This is a genomic window from Rhizobium sp. Nf11,1, from assembly GCF_050587665.1.
GTDB lineage: Bacteria > Pseudomonadota > Alphaproteobacteria > Rhizobiales > Rhizobiaceae > Rhizobium.
The window spans coordinates 295,949-320,267 of record NZ_JBOBHU010000003.1 but is presented as its reverse complement, the minus strand read 5'-3'; the positions used below and the strand labels follow the sequence as shown (position 1 = coordinate 320,267).

The 24,319-nt window shown below is 61.7% G+C and carries 26 protein-coding genes; 7 read left to right on the top strand and 19 right to left on the bottom strand.

Annotated elements, in window-relative coordinates; all coding sequences use genetic code 11:
- Position 1 precedes the first annotated feature (1 nt).
- A complete protein-coding gene (locus ACQ7C1_RS07125) occupies positions 2-625 on the top strand; it encodes a TIGR00730 family Rossman fold protein (RefSeq protein ID WP_430957788.1) in 624 nt (207 codons plus the stop codon).
- Between the two features lie 13 nt (positions 626-638).
- Here the strand turns inward: ACQ7C1_RS07125 and rarD are convergent, their stop codons facing one another.
- The 8 genes from rarD to cysS form a co-directional block, all read right to left on the bottom strand.
- Positions 639-1,553 (bottom strand): EamA family transporter RarD, encoded by a 915-nt coding sequence (gene rarD, locus ACQ7C1_RS07120; RefSeq protein ID WP_430957787.1) that lies wholly within the window; start codon positions 1,551-1,553, stop codon positions 639-641.
- A gap of 138 nt (positions 1,554-1,691) precedes the next feature.
- The gene (cimA, locus tag ACQ7C1_RS07115; RefSeq protein WP_183699614.1) at positions 1,692-3,305 is read right to left on the bottom strand and encodes a citramalate synthase; all 1,614 of its coding nucleotides are present in this window, start codon (positions 3,303-3,305) and stop codon (positions 1,692-1,694) included.
- Positions 3,306-3,481: 176 nt separating this feature from the next.
- A complete protein-coding gene (gene pip, locus ACQ7C1_RS07110; protein WP_430957785.1) occupies positions 3,482-4,444 on the bottom strand; it encodes a prolyl aminopeptidase in 963 nt (320 codons plus the stop codon).
- Positions 4,441-4,917, bottom strand: coding sequence for a GFA family protein (locus tag ACQ7C1_RS07105; protein ID WP_430957784.1), 477 nt, complete (start codon positions 4,915-4,917; stop codon positions 4,441-4,443). Before ACQ7C1_RS07105 ends, pip begins: the two co-directional genes overlap by 4 nt.
- Positions 4,914-5,396, bottom strand: coding sequence for a GFA family protein (locus ACQ7C1_RS07100; RefSeq protein ID WP_430957783.1), 483 nt, complete (start codon positions 5,394-5,396; stop codon positions 4,914-4,916). Before ACQ7C1_RS07100 ends, ACQ7C1_RS07105 begins: the two co-directional genes overlap by 4 nt.
- Positions 5,396-5,872, bottom strand: coding sequence for a GFA family protein (locus ACQ7C1_RS07095; RefSeq protein ID WP_430957782.1), 477 nt, complete (start codon positions 5,870-5,872; stop codon positions 5,396-5,398). Before ACQ7C1_RS07095 ends, ACQ7C1_RS07100 begins: the two co-directional genes overlap by 1 nt.
- Entirely contained in the window at positions 5,869-6,237 is a 369-nt protein-coding gene (locus ACQ7C1_RS07090; protein WP_430957781.1) for an endonuclease domain-containing protein, read from the bottom strand. The genes ACQ7C1_RS07095 and ACQ7C1_RS07090 overlap by 4 nt, the downstream gene beginning before the upstream one ends.
- A 49-nt stretch (positions 6,238-6,286) precedes the next feature.
- On the bottom strand, positions 6,287-7,663 hold the full coding sequence (cysS, locus tag ACQ7C1_RS07085) for a cysteine--tRNA ligase (RefSeq protein ID WP_430957780.1): 1,377 nt from the start codon (positions 7,661-7,663) through the stop codon (positions 6,287-6,289).
- 319 nt (positions 7,664-7,982) lie between these two features.
- On the opposite strand from cysS, the gene ACQ7C1_RS07080 reads away from it, so the two are divergent.
- The gene (locus ACQ7C1_RS07080) at positions 7,983-8,729 is read left to right on the top strand and encodes a glycoside hydrolase family 25 protein (RefSeq protein ID WP_430957779.1); all 747 of its coding nucleotides are present in this window, start codon (positions 7,983-7,985) and stop codon (positions 8,727-8,729) included.
- 9 nt (positions 8,730-8,738) lie between these two features.
- Here ACQ7C1_RS07080 and ACQ7C1_RS07075 read toward each other — a convergent pair whose 3' ends face one another.
- From ACQ7C1_RS07075 to radA, 4 genes are all read right to left on the bottom strand, one after another.
- Complete coding sequence (locus ACQ7C1_RS07075; RefSeq protein ID WP_430957778.1) at positions 8,739-9,479, bottom strand: SDR family NAD(P)-dependent oxidoreductase; 741 nt, start codon at positions 9,477-9,479, stop codon at positions 8,739-8,741.
- A gap of 78 nt (positions 9,480-9,557) precedes the next feature.
- Positions 9,558-11,048 carry an amidophosphoribosyltransferase gene (gene purF / locus ACQ7C1_RS07070; RefSeq protein WP_430957777.1) on the bottom strand — a complete coding sequence of 497 codons (1,491 nt, stop codon included), beginning with the start codon at positions 11,046-11,048 and terminating at the stop codon, positions 9,558-9,560.
- Positions 11,049-11,281: 233 nt separating this feature from the next.
- Positions 11,282-11,896: a CvpA family protein gene (locus ACQ7C1_RS07065; RefSeq protein ID WP_085777628.1), complete on the bottom strand. Its 615-nt coding sequence runs from the start codon at positions 11,894-11,896 to the stop codon at positions 11,282-11,284.
- 89 nt (positions 11,897-11,985) lie between these two features.
- Entirely contained in the window at positions 11,986-13,386 is a 1,401-nt protein-coding gene (gene radA / locus ACQ7C1_RS07060; protein ID WP_097598486.1) for a DNA repair protein RadA, read from the bottom strand.
- 165 nt (positions 13,387-13,551) lie between these two features.
- On the opposite strand from radA, the gene ACQ7C1_RS07055 reads away from it, so the two are divergent.
- Complete coding sequence (locus ACQ7C1_RS07055; protein ID WP_430957776.1) at positions 13,552-14,184, top strand: LysE family translocator; 633 nt, start codon at positions 13,552-13,554, stop codon at positions 14,182-14,184.
- Positions 14,185-14,192: 8 nt separating this feature from the next.
- Here the strand turns inward: ACQ7C1_RS07055 and alr are convergent, their stop codons facing one another.
- Positions 14,193-15,356, bottom strand: a complete 1,164-nt coding sequence (gene alr, locus ACQ7C1_RS07050) for an alanine racemase (protein ID WP_097598484.1) — start codon at positions 15,354-15,356, stop codon at positions 14,193-14,195.
- A 188-nt stretch (positions 15,357-15,544) separates the two neighbouring features.
- Between alr and ACQ7C1_RS07045 the strand changes: the two genes are divergently transcribed.
- From ACQ7C1_RS07045 to ACQ7C1_RS07035, 3 genes are all read left to right on the top strand, one after another.
- The gene (locus ACQ7C1_RS07045) at positions 15,545-16,366 is read left to right on the top strand and encodes an AraC family transcriptional regulator (RefSeq protein WP_097598541.1); all 822 of its coding nucleotides are present in this window, start codon (positions 15,545-15,547) and stop codon (positions 16,364-16,366) included.
- Between the two features lie 67 nt (positions 16,367-16,433).
- On the top strand, positions 16,434-17,153 hold the full coding sequence (locus ACQ7C1_RS07040) for an AzlC family ABC transporter permease (RefSeq protein WP_430957775.1): 720 nt from the start codon (positions 16,434-16,436) through the stop codon (positions 17,151-17,153).
- On the top strand, positions 17,150-17,452 hold the full coding sequence (locus tag ACQ7C1_RS07035) for an AzlD family protein (RefSeq protein ID WP_097598482.1): 303 nt from the start codon (positions 17,150-17,152) through the stop codon (positions 17,450-17,452). The genes ACQ7C1_RS07040 and ACQ7C1_RS07035 overlap by 4 nt, the downstream gene beginning before the upstream one ends.
- A 24-nt stretch (positions 17,453-17,476) precedes the next feature.
- Here ACQ7C1_RS07035 and ACQ7C1_RS07030 read toward each other — a convergent pair whose 3' ends face one another.
- The 6 genes from ACQ7C1_RS07030 to ACQ7C1_RS07005 all read right to left on the bottom strand — a co-directional run bounded on the left by ACQ7C1_RS07030 (position 17,477) and on the right by ACQ7C1_RS07005 (position 23,168).
- Positions 17,477-18,973 carry a replicative DNA helicase gene (locus ACQ7C1_RS07030; RefSeq protein ID WP_011424771.1) on the bottom strand — a complete coding sequence of 499 codons (1,497 nt, stop codon included), beginning with the start codon at positions 18,971-18,973 and terminating at the stop codon, positions 17,477-17,479.
- A 375-nt stretch (positions 18,974-19,348) separates the two neighbouring features.
- The gene (gene rplI / locus ACQ7C1_RS07025) at positions 19,349-19,927 is read right to left on the bottom strand and encodes a 50S ribosomal protein L9 (RefSeq protein WP_085777634.1); all 579 of its coding nucleotides are present in this window, start codon (positions 19,925-19,927) and stop codon (positions 19,349-19,351) included.
- A gap of 22 nt (positions 19,928-19,949) precedes the next feature.
- A complete protein-coding gene (locus tag ACQ7C1_RS07020; protein WP_430957774.1) occupies positions 19,950-20,936 on the bottom strand; it encodes a DUF2232 domain-containing protein in 987 nt (328 codons plus the stop codon).
- 156 nt (positions 20,937-21,092) lie between these two features.
- Positions 21,093-21,341, bottom strand: coding sequence for a 30S ribosomal protein S18 (gene rpsR, locus ACQ7C1_RS07015; RefSeq protein ID WP_004680498.1), 249 nt, complete (start codon positions 21,339-21,341; stop codon positions 21,093-21,095).
- Between the two features lie 12 nt (positions 21,342-21,353).
- Positions 21,354-21,812 carry a 30S ribosomal protein S6 gene (gene rpsF / locus ACQ7C1_RS07010; RefSeq protein ID WP_085777636.1) on the bottom strand — a complete coding sequence of 153 codons (459 nt, stop codon included), beginning with the start codon at positions 21,810-21,812 and terminating at the stop codon, positions 21,354-21,356.
- A 312-nt stretch (positions 21,813-22,124) separates the two neighbouring features.
- On the bottom strand, positions 22,125-23,168 hold the full coding sequence (locus ACQ7C1_RS07005; protein ID WP_097598480.1) for an aldo/keto reductase: 1,044 nt from the start codon (positions 23,166-23,168) through the stop codon (positions 22,125-22,127).
- 201 nt (positions 23,169-23,369) lie between these two features.
- On the opposite strand from ACQ7C1_RS07005, the gene fabD reads away from it, so the two are divergent.
- Positions 23,370-24,314: an ACP S-malonyltransferase gene (gene fabD, locus ACQ7C1_RS07000; RefSeq protein WP_430957773.1), complete on the top strand. Its 945-nt coding sequence runs from the start codon at positions 23,370-23,372 to the stop codon at positions 24,312-24,314.
- Positions 24,315-24,319: the final 5 nt, after the last annotated feature.

The following is a 24,319-nucleotide window of genomic DNA, read 5'->3' as shown; positions in this document are numbered from 1 at the left end:
TATGACCGAACAATCTGTATCGATTCGATCCATCTGCGTTTACTGCGGCTCAAGGCCTGGACGCGATCCTTCCCATATGGCGGCCGGGCGGGCTCTCGGAAGAGAGATCGCCGAATACGGCCTGCGCCTCGTCTATGGCGGAGGTACCAAAGGCATCATGGGCGCGGTTGCAAGCGGGGTGCTTTCAGGCGGCGGTCAGGTCACGGGCATCATCCCGGAATTCCTGATCGATATGGAAGCGACTCGCCATTCGCTCGGTCAGCTCAACGAACTTATTGTAACCCCTGACATGCACGCGCGCAAACATACGATGTTCGAGCGTTCCGATGCCTTCGTCGCGCTGCCCGGCGGCATCGGCACGCTGGAGGAGATCGTCGAGATCATGACCTGGGCGCAGCTCGGCCGCCATGAAAAGCCGATGGTCTTTGCCAATATCAACGGTTTCTGGGATCCGATGATGGAACTGATGCGCCATATGACTGAAGAAGGCTTCCTGCACACCGCTCATCGGGTGCAGCCGCTCGTCGTCGACGACGTCGCCGGCATCATTCCGGCGATCATGGCCCAGGCAGCCCAGCTTGCGGCCGATCGCGACGGCGAGGACGAGGTAATTTCGAAGATGTAGGCGGCGGGCGCGTTTAGCGCCCGCGGCTTCCCTTCAGCATCGACCAGCTATAGAGGAACAGCCCCGCCCAGATCAGCGGGAAGGCGATCATCCGCGCCGTGCCGAGCGGCTCATGAAACGCGAAGACAGCGATCAGGAAGATCATCGTCGGCGCGATATACTGCATGATGCCGATCGTCGAGAGCTTCAGGAGCTTGGCGCCGTTGGCATAGATCATCAGCGGCACGGCGGTGATGACACCGCAGCCGAGAAGTAGGGTCGTATCGGCAAGGCCGGTACGGTAGAAATGGCCGAGTCCGTTGCCGTATTCGAGATAGAGGATGTAGACGAGGGCGGGGCCGCTGAGGATCAGAACCTCGAGGAAGAAGCCCTGATTGGGTCCGAGCGGCAGCGTCTTGCGCAGCAAGGCATAAAAACCCCAGCTGATCGCAAGCGTCAGCGCCACCCAGGGGATGCCGCCACTGTCCAGGGCCAGAATGGCGACGGCAAGTGCCGCAAGCGCGATCGCTGCCATCTGCAGCGGCTGCAGCTTTTCCTTGAGCAGCACCGCACCGAGGAAAATGCTGAACAGCGGATTGATGAAATAGCCTAGTGCTGCATCAAGCGAATGGCCGGCGCCGATCGCCCAGACATAGGTGCCCCAGTTGACGGTGATCAGCGATGCGGTCAGGGCCCCCATCGCCAGCATGCGCGGCGAGCGCAACGCTGCGCGGATGTCCGCCGTGCGTCCGAGCACGACCAACACGATGCCGGCCAACGGCAGCGACCAGACGATGCGGTGGGCAATGACTTCGGCCGGCGGAATATGCGCCACCGCCTTCATGTAGAAGGGCAGGAAGCCCCAGAGCAGATAGGCTGTCAGCGCGAAGGCGAAACCGCGTGGACTATCTTCGTTCTTGGCCAGTGGAACGGATGCATCGGTCGACATCGGGTGTTTCCATGTTTGTTCTTCTTCTGATCCGGCCTAGCTTAAGCACCGTGAATAGGCCAATTCATTTCGTTGAATGAAGGCTGAGAGGATTTGAAGCGAAAACCCGAGCGATAGACGAATCCCGGCGGCACAGACTTATTCCGCCGCGATCTTCCCCGCCAGCTGCCGGTTCTTCATCAGCTTGTAGATGACGGAATCCATCAGCGCCTGGAACGAAGCGTCGATGATGTTCTCGGAGACACCGACCGTCCACCAGCGCACACCGTCGCTGTCGGTGGATTCGATCAGCACGCGGGTGATTGCCGCCGTGCCGCCATTGAGGATGCGCACCTTGAAATCGGCGAGAACCAGATCGTCGATCTCGTGCTGGTACTTTCCGAAATCCTTGCGTAGCGCCAGGTCGAGCGCGTTGACCGGACCCTCGGCGTCGGCGACCGACATCAGCGTCTGGCCATCGATGGTGATTTTGACCACCGCCTCCGAGACGATCTTCACACGGCCAAGACTGTCGAAGCGGCGCTCGATCATCACGCGGAAGCCTTCGATGGTGAAAAATTCCGGGATCGTGCCGAGCGTGCGGTGCGCCAAGAGTTCGAAGCTCGCATCCGCGCCCTCATAGGCATAGCCGATCGATTCACGATCTTTGACGATCGAGATCAGGAGATCCAGCTTCGGATCGTCCTTGGCGACGATAATGCCGCGCCGCTTCAGCGCATTGATGAAGTTCGCCTTGCCGCCCTGGTCCGAGACCATGACCTTGCGGAAATTGCCCACGCTTTCCGGCGGCACGTGTTCGTAGGTGCGAGGATCTTTCAGCAGAGCGGAAGCATGAATGCCGGCCTTGGTGGCGAAGGCAGAGGCGCCGACATAAGGCATCTGGTGATCCGGCGAGCGGTTGAGGAGCTCATCGAAGGCGTGCGAGAGCCGGGTGAGGTTGAGCAGCCTCTCCTCGTCGATCGCCGTTTCGAAACGGGTGTTGTAGGCGCTCTTCAGCGCCAGGGTAGGGATCAGCGTCACCAGATTCGCATTGCCGCAGCGCTCGCCGATGCCGTTCAAGGTGCCCTGGATCTGCCGGACGCCGGCTTCAACGGCAGCAAGCGAATTAGCAACGGCCTGGCCGGTATCGTTGTGAGCGTGAATGCCGAGACAGCGGCCGGGCACGCCGGCCGCGATCACTGCCTCGACAATGGCGCGCACCTCCGGCGGCTGCGTCCCTCCATTGGTGTCGCAGAGCACGACCCAGCGAGCACCGCTTTCATAGGCCGTCTTCGCGCAGGCGATCGCATAGGCCGGATTGGCCTTGAAGCCGTCGAAGAAATGTTCGCAGTCGACGATCGCCTCCTTGCCTGCGCCGACCGCCGCCTTGACGCTTTCGGCGATGGATTCGAGATTTTCCTCGTTGGTGCAGCCGAGCGCCACGGCGACATGATAGTCCCAGCTCTTGGCGACGAAACAGATGGCGTCGCTTTTGGCCTGCAGCAGCCCGGCGATGCCGGGATCGTTCGAGACCGAAACGCCTGCCCGCTTCGTCATGCCGAAGGCGACGAAGGTTGCCTGACGGGTGCGCTTCTCGCTGAAGAAGGCGGTGTCCGTCGGGTTGGCGCCGGGATATCCGCCTTCGACGTAATCGAGGCCGAACTCGTCGAGCATGGCGGCGATCGCAATCTTGTCCTCGACGGAAAAGTCGATCCCGGGCGTCTGCTGCCCGTCCCGGAGGGTCGTGTCGAAGAGGTAGATGCGTTCTTTCATGTCGTTTCCTCCCGGCGAGCGGGTGTTGTTGTACTGCGGATGCTGCCCCTCATCCGGCTGCCGCCACCTTCTCCCCGTTCTGACGGGGAGAAGGGGAATGCCGCACCGTATCGCGGGGCACGTCCCGTCTCCCCGCGAGCGGGGAAAGGGCTAGGGTGAGGGGCTGCCCCAAATGATCAGTCCGGCTTCCCGGCGAACTTATCCGTCGCCCGAATCAGCCGATCGAGAATTCCCAGCTCCGAATAGGCATGGCCCGCACCTTCGATCAGGTGGAACTCCGCCTTCGGCCAGGCCTTGTGCAGCAGCCAGGCATATTTGGCAGGGCAGGGCATGTCGTAGCGCCCATGCACGATCACGCCCGGGATATCCCTGAGCCTGCCGGCATCGCGGATCAGTTGTCCCTCGTCCATCCAGCCGGCATTGACGAAGAAATGGTTCTCGATGCGGGCGAATGCATAAGCGAATTCCGGCTCTTCGAATTTGCCGCTGGTCGACGGTTCCGGCAGCAGCGTGATCGTTTCGCCTTCCCAGATGCTCCAGGCCTGCGCGGCTTGAAGGCGCACGTTCCTGTCCTCGTGAGTCAGACGGCGATGATAGGCATGCATCATCTCATGCCGCTCTTCCGGGGGAATGGGAGCGACGAAACGCTCCCACTTGTCGGGGAACATTTCCGACACGCCGAACTGGTAGTACCAATCGAGCTCCGCTTTGGTCAGCGTGTAGATGCCGCGCAGGATGAGCTCGGACACGCGCTCGGGATGGGTCTCGGCATAGGCGAGCGCCAGCGTCGAGCCCCAGGAGCCGCCGAACACCTGCCATTTCTCGACGCCGGCCATTTCGCGCAGGCGCTCGATATCGGCGACGAGGTGCCAGGTGGTGTTGGCATTCAGTTCGGCATGCGGTGTCGACTTGCCGCAGCCGCGTTGGTCGAACAGCATGACATCGTAGAGTGCGGGATCGAAAAGCCGGCGGTGGGAAGGCGAGATGCCGCCCCCCGGGCCGCCATGCAGGAAGACCGCGGGTTTGGCGCCGGGCGTTCCCGACCTTTCCCAGTAGATCACATGGCCGTCGCCGACATCGAGATGGCCGGAGGCATAGGCTTCGATTTCGGGATAGAGCGTGCGCAGGATTTCGGTCATATTTTCACGCCTTTTGCGGGCCAGGCCTGGGTGTCGTGATCGGGATGCTGAAAGGAGATAATCGCCTCCTGTCGGGCATAGAAATCCGGGTCTTTGTGCACGGGCGCATCGAATATCGTCTCGACCCATGGCAGTCGGGCGTCATAATTGACCTGGATCTGCGGTGCGAGATCGCTGCGGTCATCGAAGGTGCCGATCGCAAGCTCCAGTCCGCCCGGATGACGATAGGTCATCGGCGTGCCGCAATTGCTGCAGAAGCCGCGGTCGATATTGACCGAGGATTGAAAGTAGCTCGGTTCGCCGCGTGTCCACTCCATACCTTCTTCGGGTGCGGTGACGAGTGCGGAGAAGAAGCCGCCGAACTGCTTCTGGCACATGCGGCAATGGCAGATCGAGGGCCGTCCCAACTGGCCTGATATGCGGAAGCGCACGGCGCCGCATTGGCATCCGCCTGTCCTGATCTTATCCGTCATGGAATTCTCCGTGGCCAATGGGAAGTGTCGTGATCCGGGTGCTGATGATTGCTTGCGGCGATCGCGTTCTCGCGGTCGTGCGTATCTGGCTCGGCCTCCACCGGCAGCCCGTCGATGGCATGGAACCAGGACATCTTGCGGCCAGTGTTGGATTGCATAACGGGCCTGACCGCATCGGGATCATCAAGCGAGCCGAGCGCGATGTTGATGAAATCCTCTTCGGGAATATCGTAGAACAGCGGTGTGCCGCAATCGCCGCAGAAGCCGCGCCGGACGAGATCGGAGGAGCGGAACCACTTGGGATCGCCGCGCGTCAGTTCGAAATGCTCGCGCTTGGCCGCTGCAAGCGGCAGGAAATAATTGCCGGCCGCCTTCTGGCACATGCGGCAGTGACAGATATGGGGATAACCGAGTTCGCCCAGCGCGCGATAACGAACCGCGCCGCACTGGCACCCGCCGGTCTGTCTCGTCTCGTGCATCAAGTGCGCTCCTCCGGCGGCCAGACCTGCGTGTCGTGGTCGGGGTGCTGATAGGAAATCAGTTCGTGCAGGAAGGAGCCCGCCGTCAGATCCGCCTCGGTCCGTTCTCCCGGCAGTTCGTGCAGATGATCGACGAAGTCGATCTTGCCTTCCAAACCCCATTGAACGGTCGGCGGCAGCTGCGACGGATCGTCGAACGCGCCCGCCGCAATCGCCATCCCATCCGGGGCTTCATAGGTCAGTGGCGTGCCGCAATCGCCGCAGAAACCACGCTCGACGAAATTCGACGAGCGAAACCTTTTGCGCTCCCCCCGCGTCCATTCGAAATCGGCGACGCGCACCGAGACCAGCGGTGCATAATAGGCTCCGAACGCCTTCTGGCACATGCGGCAATGACAGATCGACGAATCCTTGAGGTCGCCGCTGACGCGAAAGCGGATCGCGCCGCACTGGCATCCGCCCGAGTAGGTGGTCATGGCAGGTCCTTTCCGATGGTGCGGATGATATGGCTGCATACATTGTCCAGATCCCGGAGAATATCGTCATTCCAGAAGCGCAGGACGGTCCAGCCATCTGCCTTCAGGCGCTCAGTCCTGATGTCGTCGTAGAAGGCATTTTCGGCAATGGCATGCTGCGAGCCGTCTACCTCCACGACAAGCCGATGGCTGGGGCATGCGAAATCGACGATATAGCCCGCAATCGGCAACTGCCTGCGAAAGCCAAGACCCATTAGGCGATGGGCGCGAAGTTCGTTCCAGAGCTTTAGTTCGGCATCAGTCATAGCCTTGCGCATACGCTTGGCATTCGCCCGCCGTTGCGGCGGGACTGGTGTATGCGACATATTTAGCCTCTCGCTCTGGGCTACACCCCCCTCTACCACCCAATCCATCCTACCGCTTGACCTCCCACGTCGTCACCCGCTCGCCCGTTGCCGGATCCTTGCCGTCCTTCAACTGGATGCCCTTTGCGGCCAAGTCGTCGCGTATTTTGTCGGCCTCGACGAAGTTCTTCGCCTTCAGCATTTCGAGGCGCATGGCGACCAGCGCATCGACCGCCGCTGCGAAGGCTTCGTCGATTTCGACTTTCTTCGGCTGCACCCCGAGGAGCGCCGCACTTGCGGCGAAGACGGTATCGTTGCCGGATTGCGCCAGCGCATGCAGCGCCTGCACGGCGGCGACGGTATTCAGGTCATCGGCCAGCGCGTTCAGCACGCTGTCATCGGCTGCGGCATCGCCGGCCTCCAAGGTCGGCCATTTGGCGAGCAGGCGTTCGGCCTCTTCCAACCGCTTGATCGAGAAATCGATTGGTTCGCGGTAGTGCGTCATCAGCATGGCAAGGCGCAGCACCTCGCCCGGCCATTTGCGGCCGCCGAAGGTTTCCGTGTGGAGCAGATCGTGGATGGTGACGAAATTGCCCTCCGACTTCGACATCTTGCGGCCTTCGACCTGAACGAAGCCGTTGTGCATCCAGACATTCGCCATCACCTCGGTCCCGTGGGCGCAGCGCGATTGGGCGATCTCGTTTTCATGATGCGGGAAGATCAGGTCCAGTCCGCCACCGTGAATGTCGAAGACATCGCCGAGATAACGCCTGCTCATCGCGGAGCACTCGATATGCCAGCCCGGCCGGCCGCGGCCCCAGGGGCTCTCCCAGCCGGGCTCGTTGTGGCTCGACAGTTTCCAGAGCACGAAATCGCCCGGATTCTTCTTGTGCGCGTCGACGGCGACGCGGGCGCCGGCCTGCTGCTCGTCGAGCGGCCGCTTCGAAAGCTGACCGTAATCGGCCATGGATTTGGTGTCGAACAGCACTTCGCCTGCCGCCACATAGGCGTGCCCGTTGCCGATCAGCTTGTCGATGAGTTGGATCATCTCCGCGATATTATCGGTGGCGCGCGGCTCGACATTCGGCTCCAGGCAGCCGAGTTCGGCGACATCGGCGTGAAACTGCGTCTCGGTCTTTTCGGTGACCGCGCGGATCGCATCGTTGAGCGGCAGGCCGGGATGATCTCTCAGCGCCCGCGCATTGATCTTGTCGTCGACGTCGGTGATGTTGCGGGCATAGGTGACTTGATCTTCGCCATAGAGATGGCGCAGCAGCCGGAACAGCACGTCGAAGACGATGACCGGGCGGGCATTGCCGATATGGGCGAAATCATAGACCGTCGGGCCGCACACATACATGCGGACGTTCTCGGCATCGATCGGCTTGAAAACCGATTTCTCCCGCGTCAGCGTGTTGTACAGCTTCAGTTCCGGCGTGCCGCCCATTTCACTCTCCCAAATGCACGATCAGAAAAATCGCGACCGGCAGGCCGGGGCGTTTCGCATCTTGACAATTGGGGAGACGAAAACGGCCAGGCCAGCGCGTGCGCTAGCGAATAATCTTTCCGCAGATAATGCAGATAACCGTTTTCATGCCGCGTTTTATGGCGCGGGAATGGCGTTTGGTCAAGAGGGGGAGGGGAGGATCGGCGGCAACTCGAGCGACCTATCCGGTGCGCTGCATCCCCTGAGGCTCGTCTGCCATTTTCGTGGCGCAAATCGCGTATAGCCGGTTCGGAAGCTGCTGAAAATACGGGAGGAATGAGTGGGAAGCGTTGTTCGAAGGACGATCGGTGCGGCTGCAATTCTGGTGGTCGCGGCCGCATATTTCGCATACGATTTCGGCATGCTTCGCTTCAACAATCCGACCTTGTCGCGTTATCCGATCCAAGGCATCGATGTCAGCCATCACCAGGGCGACATTGATTGGAAGACGGTGGCCGCCCAGCCGAACGTGCGTTTTGCAATCATGAAGGCGACCGAAGGCGGCGATCACAAGGATTCCAGGTTCGCCGAGAACTGGCAACGTGCCGGAGATGCAGGGCTGGTGAGAGGCGCCTACCATTTCTTCACCTTCTGCCGCCCGGGCAAGGACCAGGCGCAGAATGTCCTGGCGACGGTGCCGAAGGCGCCGCGAACACTTCCGATCGCCATCGATTTGGAATTCGTCGGCAATTGCAACAAGGTCCCGACGGTCGAGGAAATGGTGACGGAGGTCAAAGCCTTCGTTACCGAGCTGAAAGCGATCTTTCCGGAAAAGCCGATCTTCTACGTCACGCAGGAATTTTTCGATCAGTATCTGAAGGGCAACGAGGCTCGCTTCCCCGAGCATTACCTTTGGCTGCGAAGCGTGCTCAAGGAGCCGACGCAGGTAGGCTGCAGTCGTTGGTCGGTCTGGCAATTTGCCGACAACGGCGCTGTGAACGGCATCCGGGGAGCGGTGGACCTCAATGTCCTATGCCCCGCCGAAACAGGGTTCGCACATCTGTTCCCGGCTGTTGCCGCGAACTGAAGCGTCTGTTTATTCCGGCAGGCGGTAGTCGACGAGTTTGTTCTCGCGCAGGATGAACAGCTTGCCAGTCTCTGTCACACCGGGACCGACCAGCGGCAGGATCGCCTTGGCGACCTCGGAGGGATGCGGGAGCGTCTGCGGATCTTCGCCGGGCACAGCCTGCGCCCGCATCGCCGTGCGGGTCGCGCCCGGATCGACGCTGGTGATACGCAGTGGCGTCGACTGCGTCTCGCCGGCCCAGGTTCGGGCCAGCGCCTCAACAGCGGCTTTTGATGCGGAATAGGCGCCCCAGAAGGGACGGCATTTGTGGGCGGCGCCAGAAGACAGGATTACGGCGCGGCCGGCATCCGAGCGGGCGAGCAGCGGATCGACCGACCGGATCAGCCGCCATGTCGCCGTCACGTTGATCGTCATCACCTTCTCGAACACCTTCGCCTCGATATGGCCAATCGGCGAAATGACACCGAGCACGCCGGCATTGGCAACGAGGATATCGAGCTTGCCCCAGCGCTCGAAGATCGAGCCGCCGAGTGCGTCGATCGCATTCATATCGGCAAGGTCGAAGGGCACGAGCGTCGCACTGCCGCCGACGGCTTTGATCGCATCGTCGAGATCCTCGAGTCCGCCGACCGTGCGTGCGCAGGCGATCACATGGGCGCCGACTTTGGCAAGTTCCAGGGCTGTGAAGTAGCCGATGCCGCGCGACGCACCGGTGACGAGTGCGATCCTGCCCTCAAGATTGATGTTCATCTGTCCGGTTCCGGATTTGCTTGCAAAGGTGAGGGGCGCAATAGGCCCCTCGGAAGCGAAAGTCAAAGCGGCAGCGGCTCAGCCGTTGCTGGCAAGCATCGAAAGCTTGTTGCCCATGGACTCGCCGTTCTTGTCGAGCAGGCGGGTCGGATAGTCACCGGTGAAGTAGTGGTCCGTGAACTGCGGGCGGGCCGGATTGCGGTCCTCGCCGCCGACGGCGCGGTAAAGTCCGTTGATCGACAGGAAGGCAAGCGAATCCGCCCCGATATATTTGGCCATGGCTTCGACATCGGCGTACTGGTTTGCCAGCAGCTTGTCGGCGTCGGGGGTATCGATCCCGTAAAAATCCGGGAAGAAGATCATCGGGCTTGCGACGCGAATATGGACTTCGCGCGCACCGGCCTCGCGGATCATCTGCACGATCTTCAGCGACGTCGTGCCGCGCACGATGGAATCGTCGACCAGCACGACGCGCTTGCCTTCGATCATCGCCCGGTTGGCGGAATGCTTCAGCTTGACTCCAAAGGCGCGGATCTGCTGGGTCGGCTCGATGAAGGTGCGTCCGACATAGTGGTTGCGGATGATGCCGTATTCGAAGGGGATGCCGCTTTCCTGCGCATAGCCGAGAGCCGCGGGCGTGCCGCCATCCGGCACCGGCACGACGACATCGGCATCGACAGGCGATTCCTTGGCGAGGTTCATGCCCATGTTCTTGCGCGTCGTATAGACGTTGCGGCCGCCGACGACCGAATCGGGACGGGCGAAATAGACATATTCGAACAGGCAGAGGCGCTCCGGCTGCGGCTTGCTGGGCTTGCGGGCATCGATGCTGATCGAGCCGTCAGTCTGGATTTCGCAGATGATGACCTCGCCGTTTTCGACATCGCGGATGAACTTGGCGCCGATGATGTCGAGCGCGCAGGTTTCCGAGCAGAAGATCGGCTTGCCGTCGAGTTCGCCCATGACAAGCGGGCGGATGCCGGTGGGATCGCGCGCGGCAATCAGTTTCGTGCGGGTCATGGCAAGCATCGAATAGCCGCCTTCCATCTGGCGGATGGCGTCGATGAAGCGGTCGGATGTGGAAGCATGGCGCGAGCGGGCGATGAGATGCAGGACGACTTCGGTATCGGATGTCGACTGACAGATGGCGCCGGTGGCGATGATCTGGCGGCGCAGCGTCAGGCCATTGGTGAAATTGCCGTTATGGGCGATGGCGATGCCGCCTTCTTCCAGTTCAGCAAACAGCGGCTGCACGTTGCGCATCGCTACTTCGCCTGTCGTGGAATAGCGTGTGTGGCCGATCGCTATGCTGCCGGGCAGGCGGGCCAGCGTCATTGGATTGGTATAGTGGTCTCCCACCAGCCCCATATGGCGTTCCTGATAGAAGCGCTTGCCATCGAAGGAGACGATGCCGGCTGCCTCCTGTCCGCGGTGCTGCAGGGCGTGCAGGCCGAGAGCTGTGAGAGTTGCGGCATCGGGATGTCCCAGAATTCCGAAAACGCCGCATTCCTCATGCAGCGTATCTCCGTCGAGCGGATCGTCGATTGGGAAGGAATGGGACTGGTTCATTTCTGCGGGCCTCTGCTCTCACAAGAATGGATCGGCATTACCAATAGCACGATACCGGAAATCTCACAGGTTTCCGAGAGCTTCGTGCTGAACGACATCTGCTTTCAAAGCCCGTTCAGCGGGCTCTGAAACGGCTTAGGTCCGGCGGAGCTGGAATGCCCGGCCGGACCCTTATTTCACGTCCCGCTCAAATGGCAATTGCCGCGAGGCGAGTCAAGCTGCTGAACACTGTGTCAATTCGCCGGCTGCTGCGCGCCGCCTGCGGGCGCGTCGTCCGCCGGCGCTTGATCGGCCGCCGGCGGCGTGGCGCCTTCGCTGCCCTGTGCCGGCTGCATCTTATCACGGAAGCTTGCCTGTATCATCTGGGCAAACTGCTCCGGCAGCACCGCCTTCAGCTTCACGACCATCGAATCCAGGAAGGGCTTCGACTTGGCCTCGTTGACCCAGGCCGGCCGGTGGTCGACATCGACCAGCCAGTTCCAGAAGGCGACGGCAACGACCATCAGCAGCAGGCCGCGGGCCGCGCCGAACAGGAAGCCGAGGGTGCGGTCGAGAGCGCCGATGCGGCTGTCGATGATGAAATCGGCAATCTTCATGGTGATGAAGGAAATGACGATGAGCGCGATCAGGAAGACGACGGCGGCCGAACCGGCGATCGCGATGCGATCGTCATCGGTGTACTTCTTCGCATAGGGCAGCAGGTACGGATAGAGGTAGTAGGCGGCGGCGGCCGAACCGCCCCAGCTCGCGATCGAAAGGATCTCGCGCGAGAAACCGCGGACCATTGCCAGCACGGCGGAGAAGAGCACGACGCCGATGACAATACCGTCGAAAATCGTAATGGGCATGAAAATTCAACTCCAGGACTGCCGCTCGGCGGCCGTGTCGGCCTTATCGTGTGCCTCCTATAACATTACCATTCGCGGCAATGAAAGGATCAAACCTCGTCTTCCACACGCAGCGCTCCCTTGGACCCGGCGATGCGCGCAACCAGATCCGGCAGGCTTTCGACCTCGCTCCATCGCCCGCCGGAGCCCTTCGGCAGCTCGGCGGAGGCGGAAGGAAGCAGCGCAGCGGAAAAGCCCAGCTTCTCGGCTTCCTTGAGGCGCTGGGCGGTGTGCGCAACCGGCCGGATGGCGCCCGACAGGCTGACTTCGCCGAAATAGACGCAATCGGCGGGAAGGGCAATACCGGCAAGCGACGAAACCAGCGCCGAGGCGACGGCGAGATCGGCCGCCGGTTCGGAGATGCGGTAGCCGCCGGCAATGTTGAGATAGACGTCGTGCTGGCCGAGCCTGACGCCGCAATGGGCCTCCAGCACCGCCAGGATCATCGACAGCCGGGCTGAATCCCAGCCGACCACGGCGCGCCGCGGCGTTCCAAGCGATGTCGGCGCCACCAGCGCCTGCACTTCGACGAGCACCGGGCGGGTGCCCTCCATGCCCGCGAAGACGGCAGCGCCAGGTGATTTCTCGTTGCGCTCGCCGAGGAAGAGTTCGGAGGGATTGGCGACCTCGCGTAGCCCTCTGTCGGACATTTCGAAGACGCCGATTTCGTCGGTCGGGCCGAAGCGGTTCTTGACCGTGCGCAGGATTCGGTAGTGATGGCCGCGGTCGCCTTCGAAATAAAGCACGGCATCGACCATGTGTTCGACGACGCGCGGCCCGGCGATCTGCCCGTCCTTGGTCACATGCCCGACGAGCACCATGGCCGCACCCGTCTGCTTGGCGAAGCGGATCATCGACTGCACGCCGGTGCGCACCTGCGTCACCGTTCCCGGCGCGGACTCCGCCAGTTCGCTCCACAGGGTCTGGATTGAATCGATGATGACGAGATCGGGGCGTTTACCCTCGGCAAGCGTTGCCAGAATATCCTCGACATTGGTTTCGGCCGCCAGCATCACGTCGGTATCGGCGGCGGCAAGCCGCTGCGCTCGCAGGCGGACCTGCGCCACCGCCTCCTCGCCGGAGACATAGATGATCTTATGGCCGCGCCGGGCAAGGGCGGCGGCTGCCTGCATCAGCAGCGTCGATTTGCCGATGCCGGGATCGCCGCCGATCAGCACCGCCGAGCCGCGCACGAAACCGCCGCCAAGCGCGCGGTCGAGTTCCGACATGCCGGTATGGATGCGCGGCGCCTCCTCGATCTCACCCGACAGCGCCGTCAGAGCCACCGGCCGGCCCTTCTTCGGCGTCTTGCCGGGACCGGAGCCGATGCCGCCCATCGGGTCTTCCTCGACGATCGTATTCCACTCGCCGCAATTATCGCATTTGCCGGCCCAGCGGTTGTGAACCGCGCCGCAATTCTGGCAGATGAACTGTGTCCTCGCCTTCGCCATCAATCTTTCTTTCAGTCGCGTTCCACAAATGAAGCCGTCGAAAGCTTCACCGAATCATTGTCGTGTCCGAGATAATGGCTATCGCAATGGATCAAAACTAATGATTTCCCCATCAGCCCTAGCGGTGCCTATGCTTTTCGCCTCTGATCATCAGGAACGGTGAAGATGTTCGACTACTCGCTCGCGCACTGGCTTGCATTTCTGTCGGCGGCGATTTTGCTCAACCTCTCGCCAGGCCCGGACATCGCCTTCATCCTCGGCCATACGATGAGAGGCGGGAAACGCGCCGGTTTTTCCGCATTGTTCGGCGTCTGGTCAGGCGCCTGCCTGCACGTTCTGATGGCGGCACTGGGTCTTTCCGCCGTGCTCGCCGCCTCTGCCCTGGCGTTCTCTGCGGTCAAATGGCTCGGTGCTGCCTATCTCGTCTGGCTGGGTATTCAGGCTCTGCGCGGCGGCGACAACGGCCCGATGAACGCGACTGGTGAGGAAATGGCGGCCGCAAGGATCTATCGGCAAGGGATATTGGTGTCGCTGCTCAATCCGAAAGTGGCGATATTCTTCCTGGCATTCCTGCCGCAATTCGTCGTCGAGGGGGCAGGGCCGGCATGGGCGCAGCTGATGCTGCACGGCGGACTCATCATCGCCGTCGCCGCCTTCATAGAACCGCCGCTCGTGCTTCTCGGAGGACGCCTTGCCGATGCGCTCAGGCGTAATGCGAAAATCGGACGATGGCTCGATCGCAGCCTCGGCGCGCTTTTCGTGGCGCTCGGTGTGCGTCTTGCCCTCAGCAGTCGATGACCGTAGGCCTATTCCTCGGCGACGTAGCGCCGTTCGTGGCGCAGCCCCATGCTGGTGAGGATCTCGTAGCCAATCGTGCCCGCCGCCCGTGCCACGTCGTCGAGGGGCATGTTCGTTCCGAACAGCTCGACATAATCGCCGGCGCGCACGGCGTTCTCGGGCAGGTCGGTGATATCGAAGATCGTCAGGTCCATAGTGATCCGGCCGGCAACCGGCACCTTGTGTCCGGCGATGAAGCCTTGCCCGCCCTGCGGCAGAGCCTGGCGCAGCGGCACGCCGGCGCTCGATAGGCTGCGCATGTAACCGTCCGCATAACCGGCAGACGCGATTGCCAGCCGGCTTCTGCGGCAAAGCTGCAGTGCCCTGCCGTAGCTGACGGTCTCGCCGGCCTCGACGGTGCGCACCTGGATGATGCGTGCTTCCGCGGTCGCGACCGGCCGCATAGGGTTCGCCATGCCACTGACCGCCTCGCCGCCATAGAGCGCGATGCCCGGCCGGGTCAGGTCGAAATGATAATCCTCGCCGAGAAAGATGCCGGCCGAGGCGGCAAGACTTGAATCGATGCCTTCATAGACGGCCGTAACCCTACGGAATGATTCGAGTTGCTGTCGGTTCATCGCATGGCTGGGATCGTCGCCGCAGGCGAGGTGGCTCATGACCAGCACCGGCGCAAAACTGGCCGGCCGCGAGACGTCGTCGGCAAGCGCGATAGCGTCGTCGATGTGCAGCCCGAGCCGATTGAAGCCGGTATCGACATGCAGGGCGCAGGGGTAATCGCCGTAATCGGCAAGCACCGCCATCCAGAAGGCGAACTGCTCGTCGGAGGAAATCACCGGTACGAGATCATTGTCGAAGAACCGCCGTTCCGTGCCCGGCCATATGCCCGAGAGCACGAAGATGCGTGCCTCCGGCGCATAGAGGCGAAGGGTGACGCCCTCATCGACGGTCGCGACGAAGAAATCCCGGGCGCCTGCGAGATAGAGCGCTTCGCCGACGTCCTCGATGCCCGTGCCGTAGGCGTCCGCCTTGACGACGGCTGCGGCGCGCGCTGCACCCGAGCGGCGCGCCATGTCGCGCCAGTTTTCCGTGAGCGCACTGAGATCAACGGTCAGCCGCAGGCCTGCGGAAGTGAAAAGATCATCATCATCGGAGGGGATAGGAAAATCTGTCATGAATCGCCGTGAGGAAATGGAAGGAACCGTCCCGCTCAGTCTAGAGAGCATTGTGGCCAAGGAAAAGCGCAGGCGGTCACATATCACCCTTTGCTTCTTGTACGATCACTTTTGTTCAAGACGCATGCAGGCTTTCGCGCTAATTCTATTGGATGCAGAATGTATCGCAGAAAGAGGCGGCGGAAGCCATGCCGCTGGCCAATGTGGAATCGGCCCGCTTCTGGCGGGATAGCCGCTTCCGCGACATGGAATGCCTGAGCGCCACTTTTCTCACCCATGAATATGCGCCGCATGCGCATGATACGTTCAGCATCGGCGCGATAGAAAGCGGCACCCAGATCGCCACCCTCAGCGGCAGGCGGGAGGAAACCGGGCCCGGCGATCTTTATTTGATCGACCCCGGTGTCATCCATGACGGCGCTCCGGGCGGTAACGGCTACCGCTACCGCATGATCTATCCCGACACGAAGCTGTTCGTCGATATTCTGGAGGATGTCACCGGCAAGGCCTTCCATGCGACGCCCTCTTTTTCCGGCGCGCTTCCACGCGATCCCGAGCTCGCCAATGCCTTTCATGCCGCTCACCGAACGCTGGAGAGCGGCGCAGGCGCTCTCGAGTCAGATGAAGGAATGTTCTCGGTGCTGGCGGCGATCTTTGCGCGTCACGGCAGCACGATTGTCGTGCCTGTCGATACCAAGGAGCGAAGCGCCGTCGCCCGCGCTCGCGAATACCTGATCGAGAATTTCGACCTCGATGTTGGCCTCAAGGAACTGGCCGAAGTGGCGGGATTGAGCCGGGCTCATCTCATCCGCGCCTTCCGCAAGGAATATCACATCACACCGCACGCCTTCCTGACGGATCGGCGGGTGCAGGTGGCCCGGCGGCTGCTGCGGCAGGGTCGCATGCCAGCCGACATCGCGCTGGAATGCGGTTTTGCCGATCAGGCGCACTTTACTCGGCACTTCAAGGCACGCACGGGCGTGACGCCCGGCCAGTTCCGCCTGGGCTGATCACTTTCGTTCAATACAGCCGTGGCGGCCTGGGCTAACCCTCCGCGATCTTAATCAGGAGGTTGCCATGTTGCAGCACAGCCGGCCATCCGGCGAATTTCGTCTTGGCGAATTTTTTGCCGGAATGCGTGCCATCTTTCCGCTCGTCGTCGCCGTCTTGCCGATCGGCCTAGTCTTCGGTGCAGTCGCGGCCACGAAGGGCCTTTCCCCGCTGGAATCGACGCTGATGAGCGCACTTGTCTTTGCAGGCGGCTCGCAATTCGTGGCGATGGACATCTGGACACATCCGGCAAGCTGGATCGGCATTGGCTTCGCAGCCCTGCTGGTCAACATCCGCCACATGCTGATGAGCGCGTCGATCGGCACGAAGATGCAGTCCTTCTCGGGCATCAAACGCTATATCGCCATGCTCTTTCTTGCCGATGAGCTCTGGGCCATGGCGGAATTCCGGGCCGGCAGCACGCGGCTGAGGCCCGCCTGGTATGCCGGCATCGTCACGCCCTTTTACCTCGCTTGGGTCGGTTCCTCGCTGACAGGCGCACTGCTCGGCGTCTTTCTCGGCAATCCGGCCGTCATCGGCCTCGACTTCGCCTTTCCGGCCGTCTTCGTCGTGCTGGTCATGGGCTTCTGGAAAGGGCCGGAAACCGGCGCCGTGCTTGCCGCAAGCGGTGCCGCTTCCGTTGCTGTCCACCATTTCGTGCCAGGGGTCTGGTATATCGCCGCCGGGGCGCTGGCTGGGCTGGCAATGGCCCTCTGGCAGGGCAAGGCGCGGGAGCAGGCGGCATGACGCTGCATTTCGATATCCTCATCGCCATCCTCGCGATGGCAGCCGCAACAGTCTTTACCCGCATCAGCGGTCTCGTCCTGATCCGGCATGTCGAGATCGATGAGCGCCGGAGAACGGCAATCGAAGCCATTCCGCCGGCCGTGCTGATGGCCGTCATCGCCCCGACAGCCTTTGCGACCGGCTGGGCGGAGACGCTGGCATGCGCGGCAACCGCGATCGCCGCGCGCCGCCTGCCGATGCTTGCAAGCGTCGTGGTTGGCGTCGCAACGGTCGCACTGTTGCGGGCTGCTGGACTCTGAAGAAAATCGACGCGGGAAAGCGCGTCAATGTTCCTCATACTGGATGAAGGAAGGATCTGCGAGATCGGCAAAGCGGGTGAATTCCGCCTGGAAGGCGAGCTTCACCGTGCCTGTCGGCCCGTGGCGCTGCTTGGCGATGATGACGTCGGCCGTACCCTTCACCTTGTCGAACAGCGCTTCCCATTCCGGATATTTCGGGTCGTGAGGATCGCGCGGCTCCTGGTTCTTGACGTAATACTCCTCGCGGAACACGAAGAGCACGACGTCGGCATCCTGTTCGATCGAACCAGATTCGCGAAGGTCGGAGAGCTGCGGACGCTTGTCGTCGCGGCTTTCGACCTGACGCGAGAGCTGCGACAGCGCGATGATCGGAACATTGAGTTCCTTGCCGAGCGCCTTGAGGCCGGTGGTGATCTGGGTGATTTCCTGGACGCGGTTGTCGCTTGATTTGCCCGAGCCGGTCATCAGCTGCACGTAGTCGACCACGAGCACGTCGAGGCCGCGCTGGCGCTTGAGGCGGCGCGCCCGCGCTGAAAGCTGAGCGATGGAGATGCCGCCGGTCTGGTCGATATAGAGCGGCACCTTCTGCATCATCATCGAGCAGGCGACGAGCTTTTCGAAATCGGCATCGTTGATGTCGCCGCGGCGGATCTTCGAGGAGGAGACTTCCGTCTGCTCCGAGATGATACGGGTGGCGAGCTGTTCGGACGACATTTCGAGCGAGTAGAACCCGACGACGCCGCCGTTCTTGGCTTTCATGCTGCCGTCCGGCTGCACCTCGCCCTCATAGGCGGCAGCGATGTTATAGGCGATGTTGGTGGCAAGCGAGGTCTTGCCCATGCCGGGACGCCCGGCGAGAATGATCAAGTCCGAACGCTGCAGGCCGCCCATCTTCGCATCGAGCGAATGGATGCCGGTAGAAATACCGGAAAGGCCGCCGTCGCGTTCCTTGGCGACCGCCGCCATGTCGATGGCGAGCGCGACGGCGTCGTTGAAGGACTGGAAGCCGCCGTCGTAGCGGCCGTTTTCGGCGAGCTCGAACAGCCGGCGCTCGGTATCCTCGATCTGCGACTGCGGCGGCATGTCAAGCGGCGCGTCGTAGGCGATGTTGACGACATCCTCGCCGATTGTGATCAGCGCCCGGCGCAGGGCGAGATCATAGATCGCCCGGCCGTAATCCTCGGCATTGATGACAGTGACGGCATTGCTGACGAGGCTTGCCAGATATTGCGAAACCGTCATGTCGCCGACTTTCTCGTCGGCCTTCAGAAAGGTCTTAATCGTCACCGGATTGGCGATCTTGCCCATGCGGATGATGTCGCCGGCGACTTCGAAGATCTTCCTGTGCAGCGGTTCGTAAAGATGGATCGGCTTCAGAAAGTCCGACACCCGGTAATAGGCGTCGTTGTTCATCAGGATGGCGCCGAGAAGCGCCTGCTCGGCTTCGATATTGTTGGGTGCTTCGCGGTAGTGCTGCTCCGACGGAGCAACGGCTGCAATCTTTCGAGCGGCGTCGTTCATCATCATCCGTTCTGTCTTTTTCCACCTCCGGATTTGCAATTCCGGATGGAGAAAATCAAGGGGCTGCCAAAGGAGCGGGGCTCGTCTCGCCTAAATCCTGAACGCTGTGCCCATTGTTCGACTTCTCCACAGTCCCGGGCGCCACAAATGCGAAATACTGGCAGTGTCACCTGCAGGACACGGTACGGAGCCGACTCAGCTCATCCGTTCCGGAGAAGGATATGTTAGCCCGATGACATCGGGCACGCAGCAAAAACATCCGGGTAATCCCCCGCTAAAAAGGCGACCCGAGGGCTGCGCGGACCCGAAACGTACGAAAAGAAAAAGCCCGGCACGGTGGCCGGGCTCTCCCTATCGAGGAATATCCGTCGAGAATTATGCTTCGTCTTCGTCGAGGCCGTCGGCTTCCGGATCGAAGAAATCTTCCGGACGCAGTGCGTCTTCGTCGACGCCGTAGATCGCGTCGACCGAGGTGAGTTCTTCGCCCTTGGCCTGACGCTCTGCCTCTTCGGCAGAACGGGCAACGTTCAGCTCGATGTTGATTTCGACTTCGGCATGCAGTTGCAGCTCGACCTTGTGCAGGCCAATCGCCTTGATCGGCGTGTTGAGGTGAACCTGGTTGCGGCCGATGTTGAAGCCTTCCGCGGCGAGAACTTCGACAACGTCACGGGCAGCGACCGAGCCGTAGAGCTGGCCGGTTTCGCCGGCGGAGCGTACGACGATGAAGGACTTGCCGTCGAGGACGTCGGCGACCTTCTGGGCTTCCGACTTGCGCTCGAGGTTACGGGCTTCGAGCGTTGCACGCTCGGATTCGAAGCGGGCCTTGTTGGCGGCGTTGGCGCGCAGTGCCTTGCCGAGCGGCAGCAGGTAGTTGCGGGCAAAGCCGTCGCGAACCTTTACGGTTTCGCCCATCTGGCCGAGCTTGGAGATGCGTTCGAGAAGGATGACTTCCATTTTCTTGTTCCTTTCTTGTGTCTCAGATTTTCGTGTCGGATTGTTTGGAGGTATCGGCATCTTTCGTCGGGGTCAGAGCGATCGCTTTGCGCGTATCGCTAAGACCCACGACCAGGATGAGGAGAGCTGGCAGCAGCATGAGCATCGAAGCCAGGTAGCAGAGGATGAGGGCCGGTATCCGCCAGTCCTTGCCGCGTGAGCGGAAATGCAGCGAGGCGAAGCCGGAGAGCATGAAACCGGCGCCGAAGGTGCCGATCACGGTCGCGCCGACGAGCGCCGGAACGCCGCCGAAGAAGCAGGCGCCAAGCCCGGCCAGGAAGATGAAGATCGAATTGCGGTTCATGCGCAGCGACGAAGGAATATCCTCGCGCGGCCGAAGGCCGCGGCCGGATGCGGCGACGATGCGCACGGCGAAATAATAGGCGGCAAACAACATGCTGACCCACATGCAGCCCTGCACGGCCGGCAGCATCAGCAGGATCAGCGATTTGGTCTGCGCGGTTGCCGCCGGATCGGGCATGAATTCCGGCTGCTGCTGCTTGACCGAGGTGATCAGGAGATCGACGATCGGGTCGGTGATATCAGGCCCATAGCCGATCATCACGCCGATGACGATGACGGCAAGCGTCACCAGGCCGCACAGATGCAGCAGGATATCGGAGAGCGGATACCAGGCAAGCAGATGGTCTGGGCCGCCGAGTTCGGAGGCGGGACGCGCGAGATTGGCGAGATGGCTAAGCCAGCCGGCCGGCAGCAGCGTCACCAGCGTCATGATGAGCGCGAAAGACGGGGAGATGAGGACAGCACCAAGCGCCGCTCCCGTGACGACGGCTGAAATTGCGGCGGCATTGCCCCAGCCGAGCCCGACGAACAGGATCGGCAGCGCCGAGGCCGTATAGAGAAGCGCGCTGAAAAACGACGGCTGCATGCTCGCGCCCAGCACCAGCAGGGCGGCGGTCAATCCGGCGAGTGCGCCGATAAGCAGCGTTTTAAGATCGGGTCGTTTCAAGGTCGCTGTCCTGCTTCATCAAGCAGTTAGAGGCTGTTGCTGAATCAAATTCAGAAACATCTCAACATGGGTTTTAAGAATTCCGATCCGCGCCCATCGCGGAAGGGAGTAGGGAAGGCACGAATGCCTTCCCCTAAATGTCATCACATCGGCCGATTAAGCGACGACGTAAGGCAGCAGGCCGAGGAAACGAGCGCGCTTGATCGCCTGGGCGAGTTCGCGCTGCTTCTTCTGGGAAACGGCCGTGATGCGGGACGGAACGATCTTGCCGCGCTCGGAAATGTAGCGCTGCAACAGACGTACGTCCTTGTAGTCGATCCGCGGAGCGTTTGCGCCGGAGAACGGGCAGGTCTTGCGGCGGCGATGGAACGGACGGCGGACCGGAGCGGAGGAAGCTTCAGACATTCTTATATCTCCTTATGCACGGTCTTCGCGGGGAGCGCGGTCCGGACGAGGGGCGCGCTGGAACTCGCCGTCACGGCGCGGCGGACGGTCGCCGAATTCGCGGCGCGGGCCGCGGTCGCCGCCTTCGCGCGGGCCGCGGTCGTCGCGGTCACGCTTCTGCAGCATGGCAGATGGGCCTTCTTCGTGCTTTTCGACGGCGATGGTCATGTAGCGAAGAACGTCTTCGCTGATGCGCATCTGACGTTCCATTTCCTGGATCGCTGCTGCCGGTGCATCGATGTCCATCAGGGCGTAATGCGCCTTGCGGTTCTTCTTGATGCGATAGGTGAGGGACTTGAGGCCCCAGTTTTCGATGCGCCCGACCTTGCCGCCGTTAGCTTCGATCACACCCTTGTACTGTTCTACGAGGGCATCGACCTGCTGAGCGGAAATATCCTGCCGGGCAAGGAATACATGTTCATAAAGAGCCATGACAGCTTTGCCTTTCTTGCGTTTGGTTCAACCCGATATTCGGCGGCTAAGCCTCAACGACTGCTCCTGATTGGGCGGACCCAGGCAAGAAAAGCGTTTCCGAGACGGTCGAGAGCGGAGACACGGGAGGCTGGAACGCTTCCGTTCCGAACGATTTCCAGACAGGAAACCGGCCCTCCGTTCAGCCACCAGCCAGAAGACCGGGTTAACGAACAGCGCGGCTTATACGGATTTTTTGGCGAAAGGCAAGCGCAATCGGAGATTCGAACCCGACGCTGCCGATCGGCAGCGTCCGGACGATGCGGGGATAGATCAGAGCGTCAGCGGATACTGCCGGTGCACCTTGGCGATCTCCGTCAGGATATCATCCGAAAGCGTCAATTCGGCCGCGCTGATATCGAGTTTCAGCTGCTCCATCGACGTCGCGCCGATAATGATCGACGTCATGAAGGGCCTCGATCGGCAGAAGGCGAGCGCCATGACTGCCGGATTGATGCCGTACCGAGCCGCGAGCGCGAGATAGGCCTTGGTCGCCGGCTCCTGCAGCGGCTGCAGCCGGCCACCGATATCGGGATTGATCGACGCGCGCGAACCCTTCGGCCTCAGACCATCGACATATTTGCCGGTCAGAATGCCGCCGGCGAGCGGCGAATAGGCAAGCAGCCCGACATCCTCGTGATGCGAGAGTTCGGCAAGGTCAAGGTCGAAATGGCGGTAGAGCAGATTGTACTCGTTCTGGACGCTGGCAACGCGCGGCAGGCCCTTCTGTTCTGAGAGCGTCAGATATTTCTGGATGCCCCAGGTAGTCTCGTTGGAAAGGCCGATCGCCCGGATCTTGCCTTCCTTCACCAGTGCGCCCAGTGTTTCCAGGATTTCGAGCATATTGGCGACGGCCTGGTCTCGATCCTGGGTGAAGGGATTGTAGCTCCAGTTCTGGCGGAAGTGGAAATGGCCGCGGTTCGGCCAGTGGACCTGATAGAGGTCTATGTAATCGGTCCTCAACCGCTTCAGGCTGGCCTCGAGCGCCAGGCGGATGTTCTTTGCGTCCGCGCCTTCGCCGCCGCGCAGATAATCGCGGCCGCGGCCGGCGACCTTGGTCGCAAGCACGATATTTCGGCGCTTGCCGGATTTGCTGAACCAGCTACCGATATAGTCTTCAGTCCAGCCCTGCGTTTCGGGCGAAACCGGCGTGGTCGGGTAGAGTTCGGCGGTATCGAAGAAATTGACGCCCTTCTCGACGGCGTAGTCCATCTGCGCATGAGCGTCGGCTTCGCTGTTCTGCGAGCCCCAGGTCATGGTGCCAAGGCAGATTTCTGAAACGGAAATGTCGGTTCGGCCTAGGGAATTGTACTTCATGGAAAAACCTTGGGAGAGAGAGGGAAGCCTTGCAAGGGTCTGGGCGAATCTAGGCTGGATTTGACGGAGCGCAAGAGCAAAATCCGGGCTTTTGCGCGGGCGCGAAAGGCTTTGCGGAGAATGGAGCGCCACTTGACTCTGCCGGAAAGAATGTCAATTGGAGGCAAAACAGCCTTGAGGGGCACAGTCAGGGACATGAACATGACCATCGCTTTCACTTTTCCCGGCCAGGGCAGCCAGGCCGTCGGCATGGGCAAGGATCTCGCCGAGAATTTCGCCGAAGCCCGCGCCGTTTTCGAAGAGGTCGACGAAGCGCTCGGTGAAAAGCTTTCCGACGTCATGTTCAACGGTCCCGAGGACACGTTGACCTTGACGGCGAACGCCCAACCGGCGCTGATGGCGGTATCAATCGCTGTCGTCCGTGTTCTTCAGGCCAAGGGGGTGGATCTTAAGTCCAAGGTCGCCTATGTCGCCGGCCACTCGCTTGGCGAATATTCGGCGCTTTGCGCCGCCGGCACCTTTTCGCTCGCGGATACGGCGCGGCTGCTGCGTATTCGCGGCAATGCCATGCAGGCGGCCGTCCCAGTCGGCGTCGGCGCCATGGCCGCGATCATCGGCCTCGAACATGCCGACGTCGTTGCCGTCTGCGAGGAGGCCGCCGCTACCGGCGCCTGCCAGATCGCCAACGACAATGGCGGCGGCCAGATCGTCATCTCGGGCGAGAAGGCAGCCGTCGAAAAGGCCGCCGGCCTTGCGACCGACAAGGGCGCCAAGCGCGCCATTCTGCTGCCGGTCTCCGCTCCTTTCCATTCCAAGCTGATGGCGCCTGCGGCCGAGGCCATGCGCGCGGCGCTGGCAGCGGTCGCCAAGTCCGATCCCGCCGTGCCCCTGATCGCCAATGTCCGCGCGGCGCCAGTGACCGGCGCCGACGAGATCGCCAGCCTCCTGGTCGAGCAGGTGACAGGTCAGGTCCGCTGGCGCGAGACGGTGGAATGGTTTGCGTCAAACGGCGTCACGACGCATTACGAGCTTGGTTCCGGCAAAGTGCTGACCGGCCTTGCCCGCCGCATCGACAAGACAATCAACGGCGTCTCGGTCAATGGTCCTTCGGATATCGACGCGACCGTCGCCGCCCTCATGGCCTGATTGAT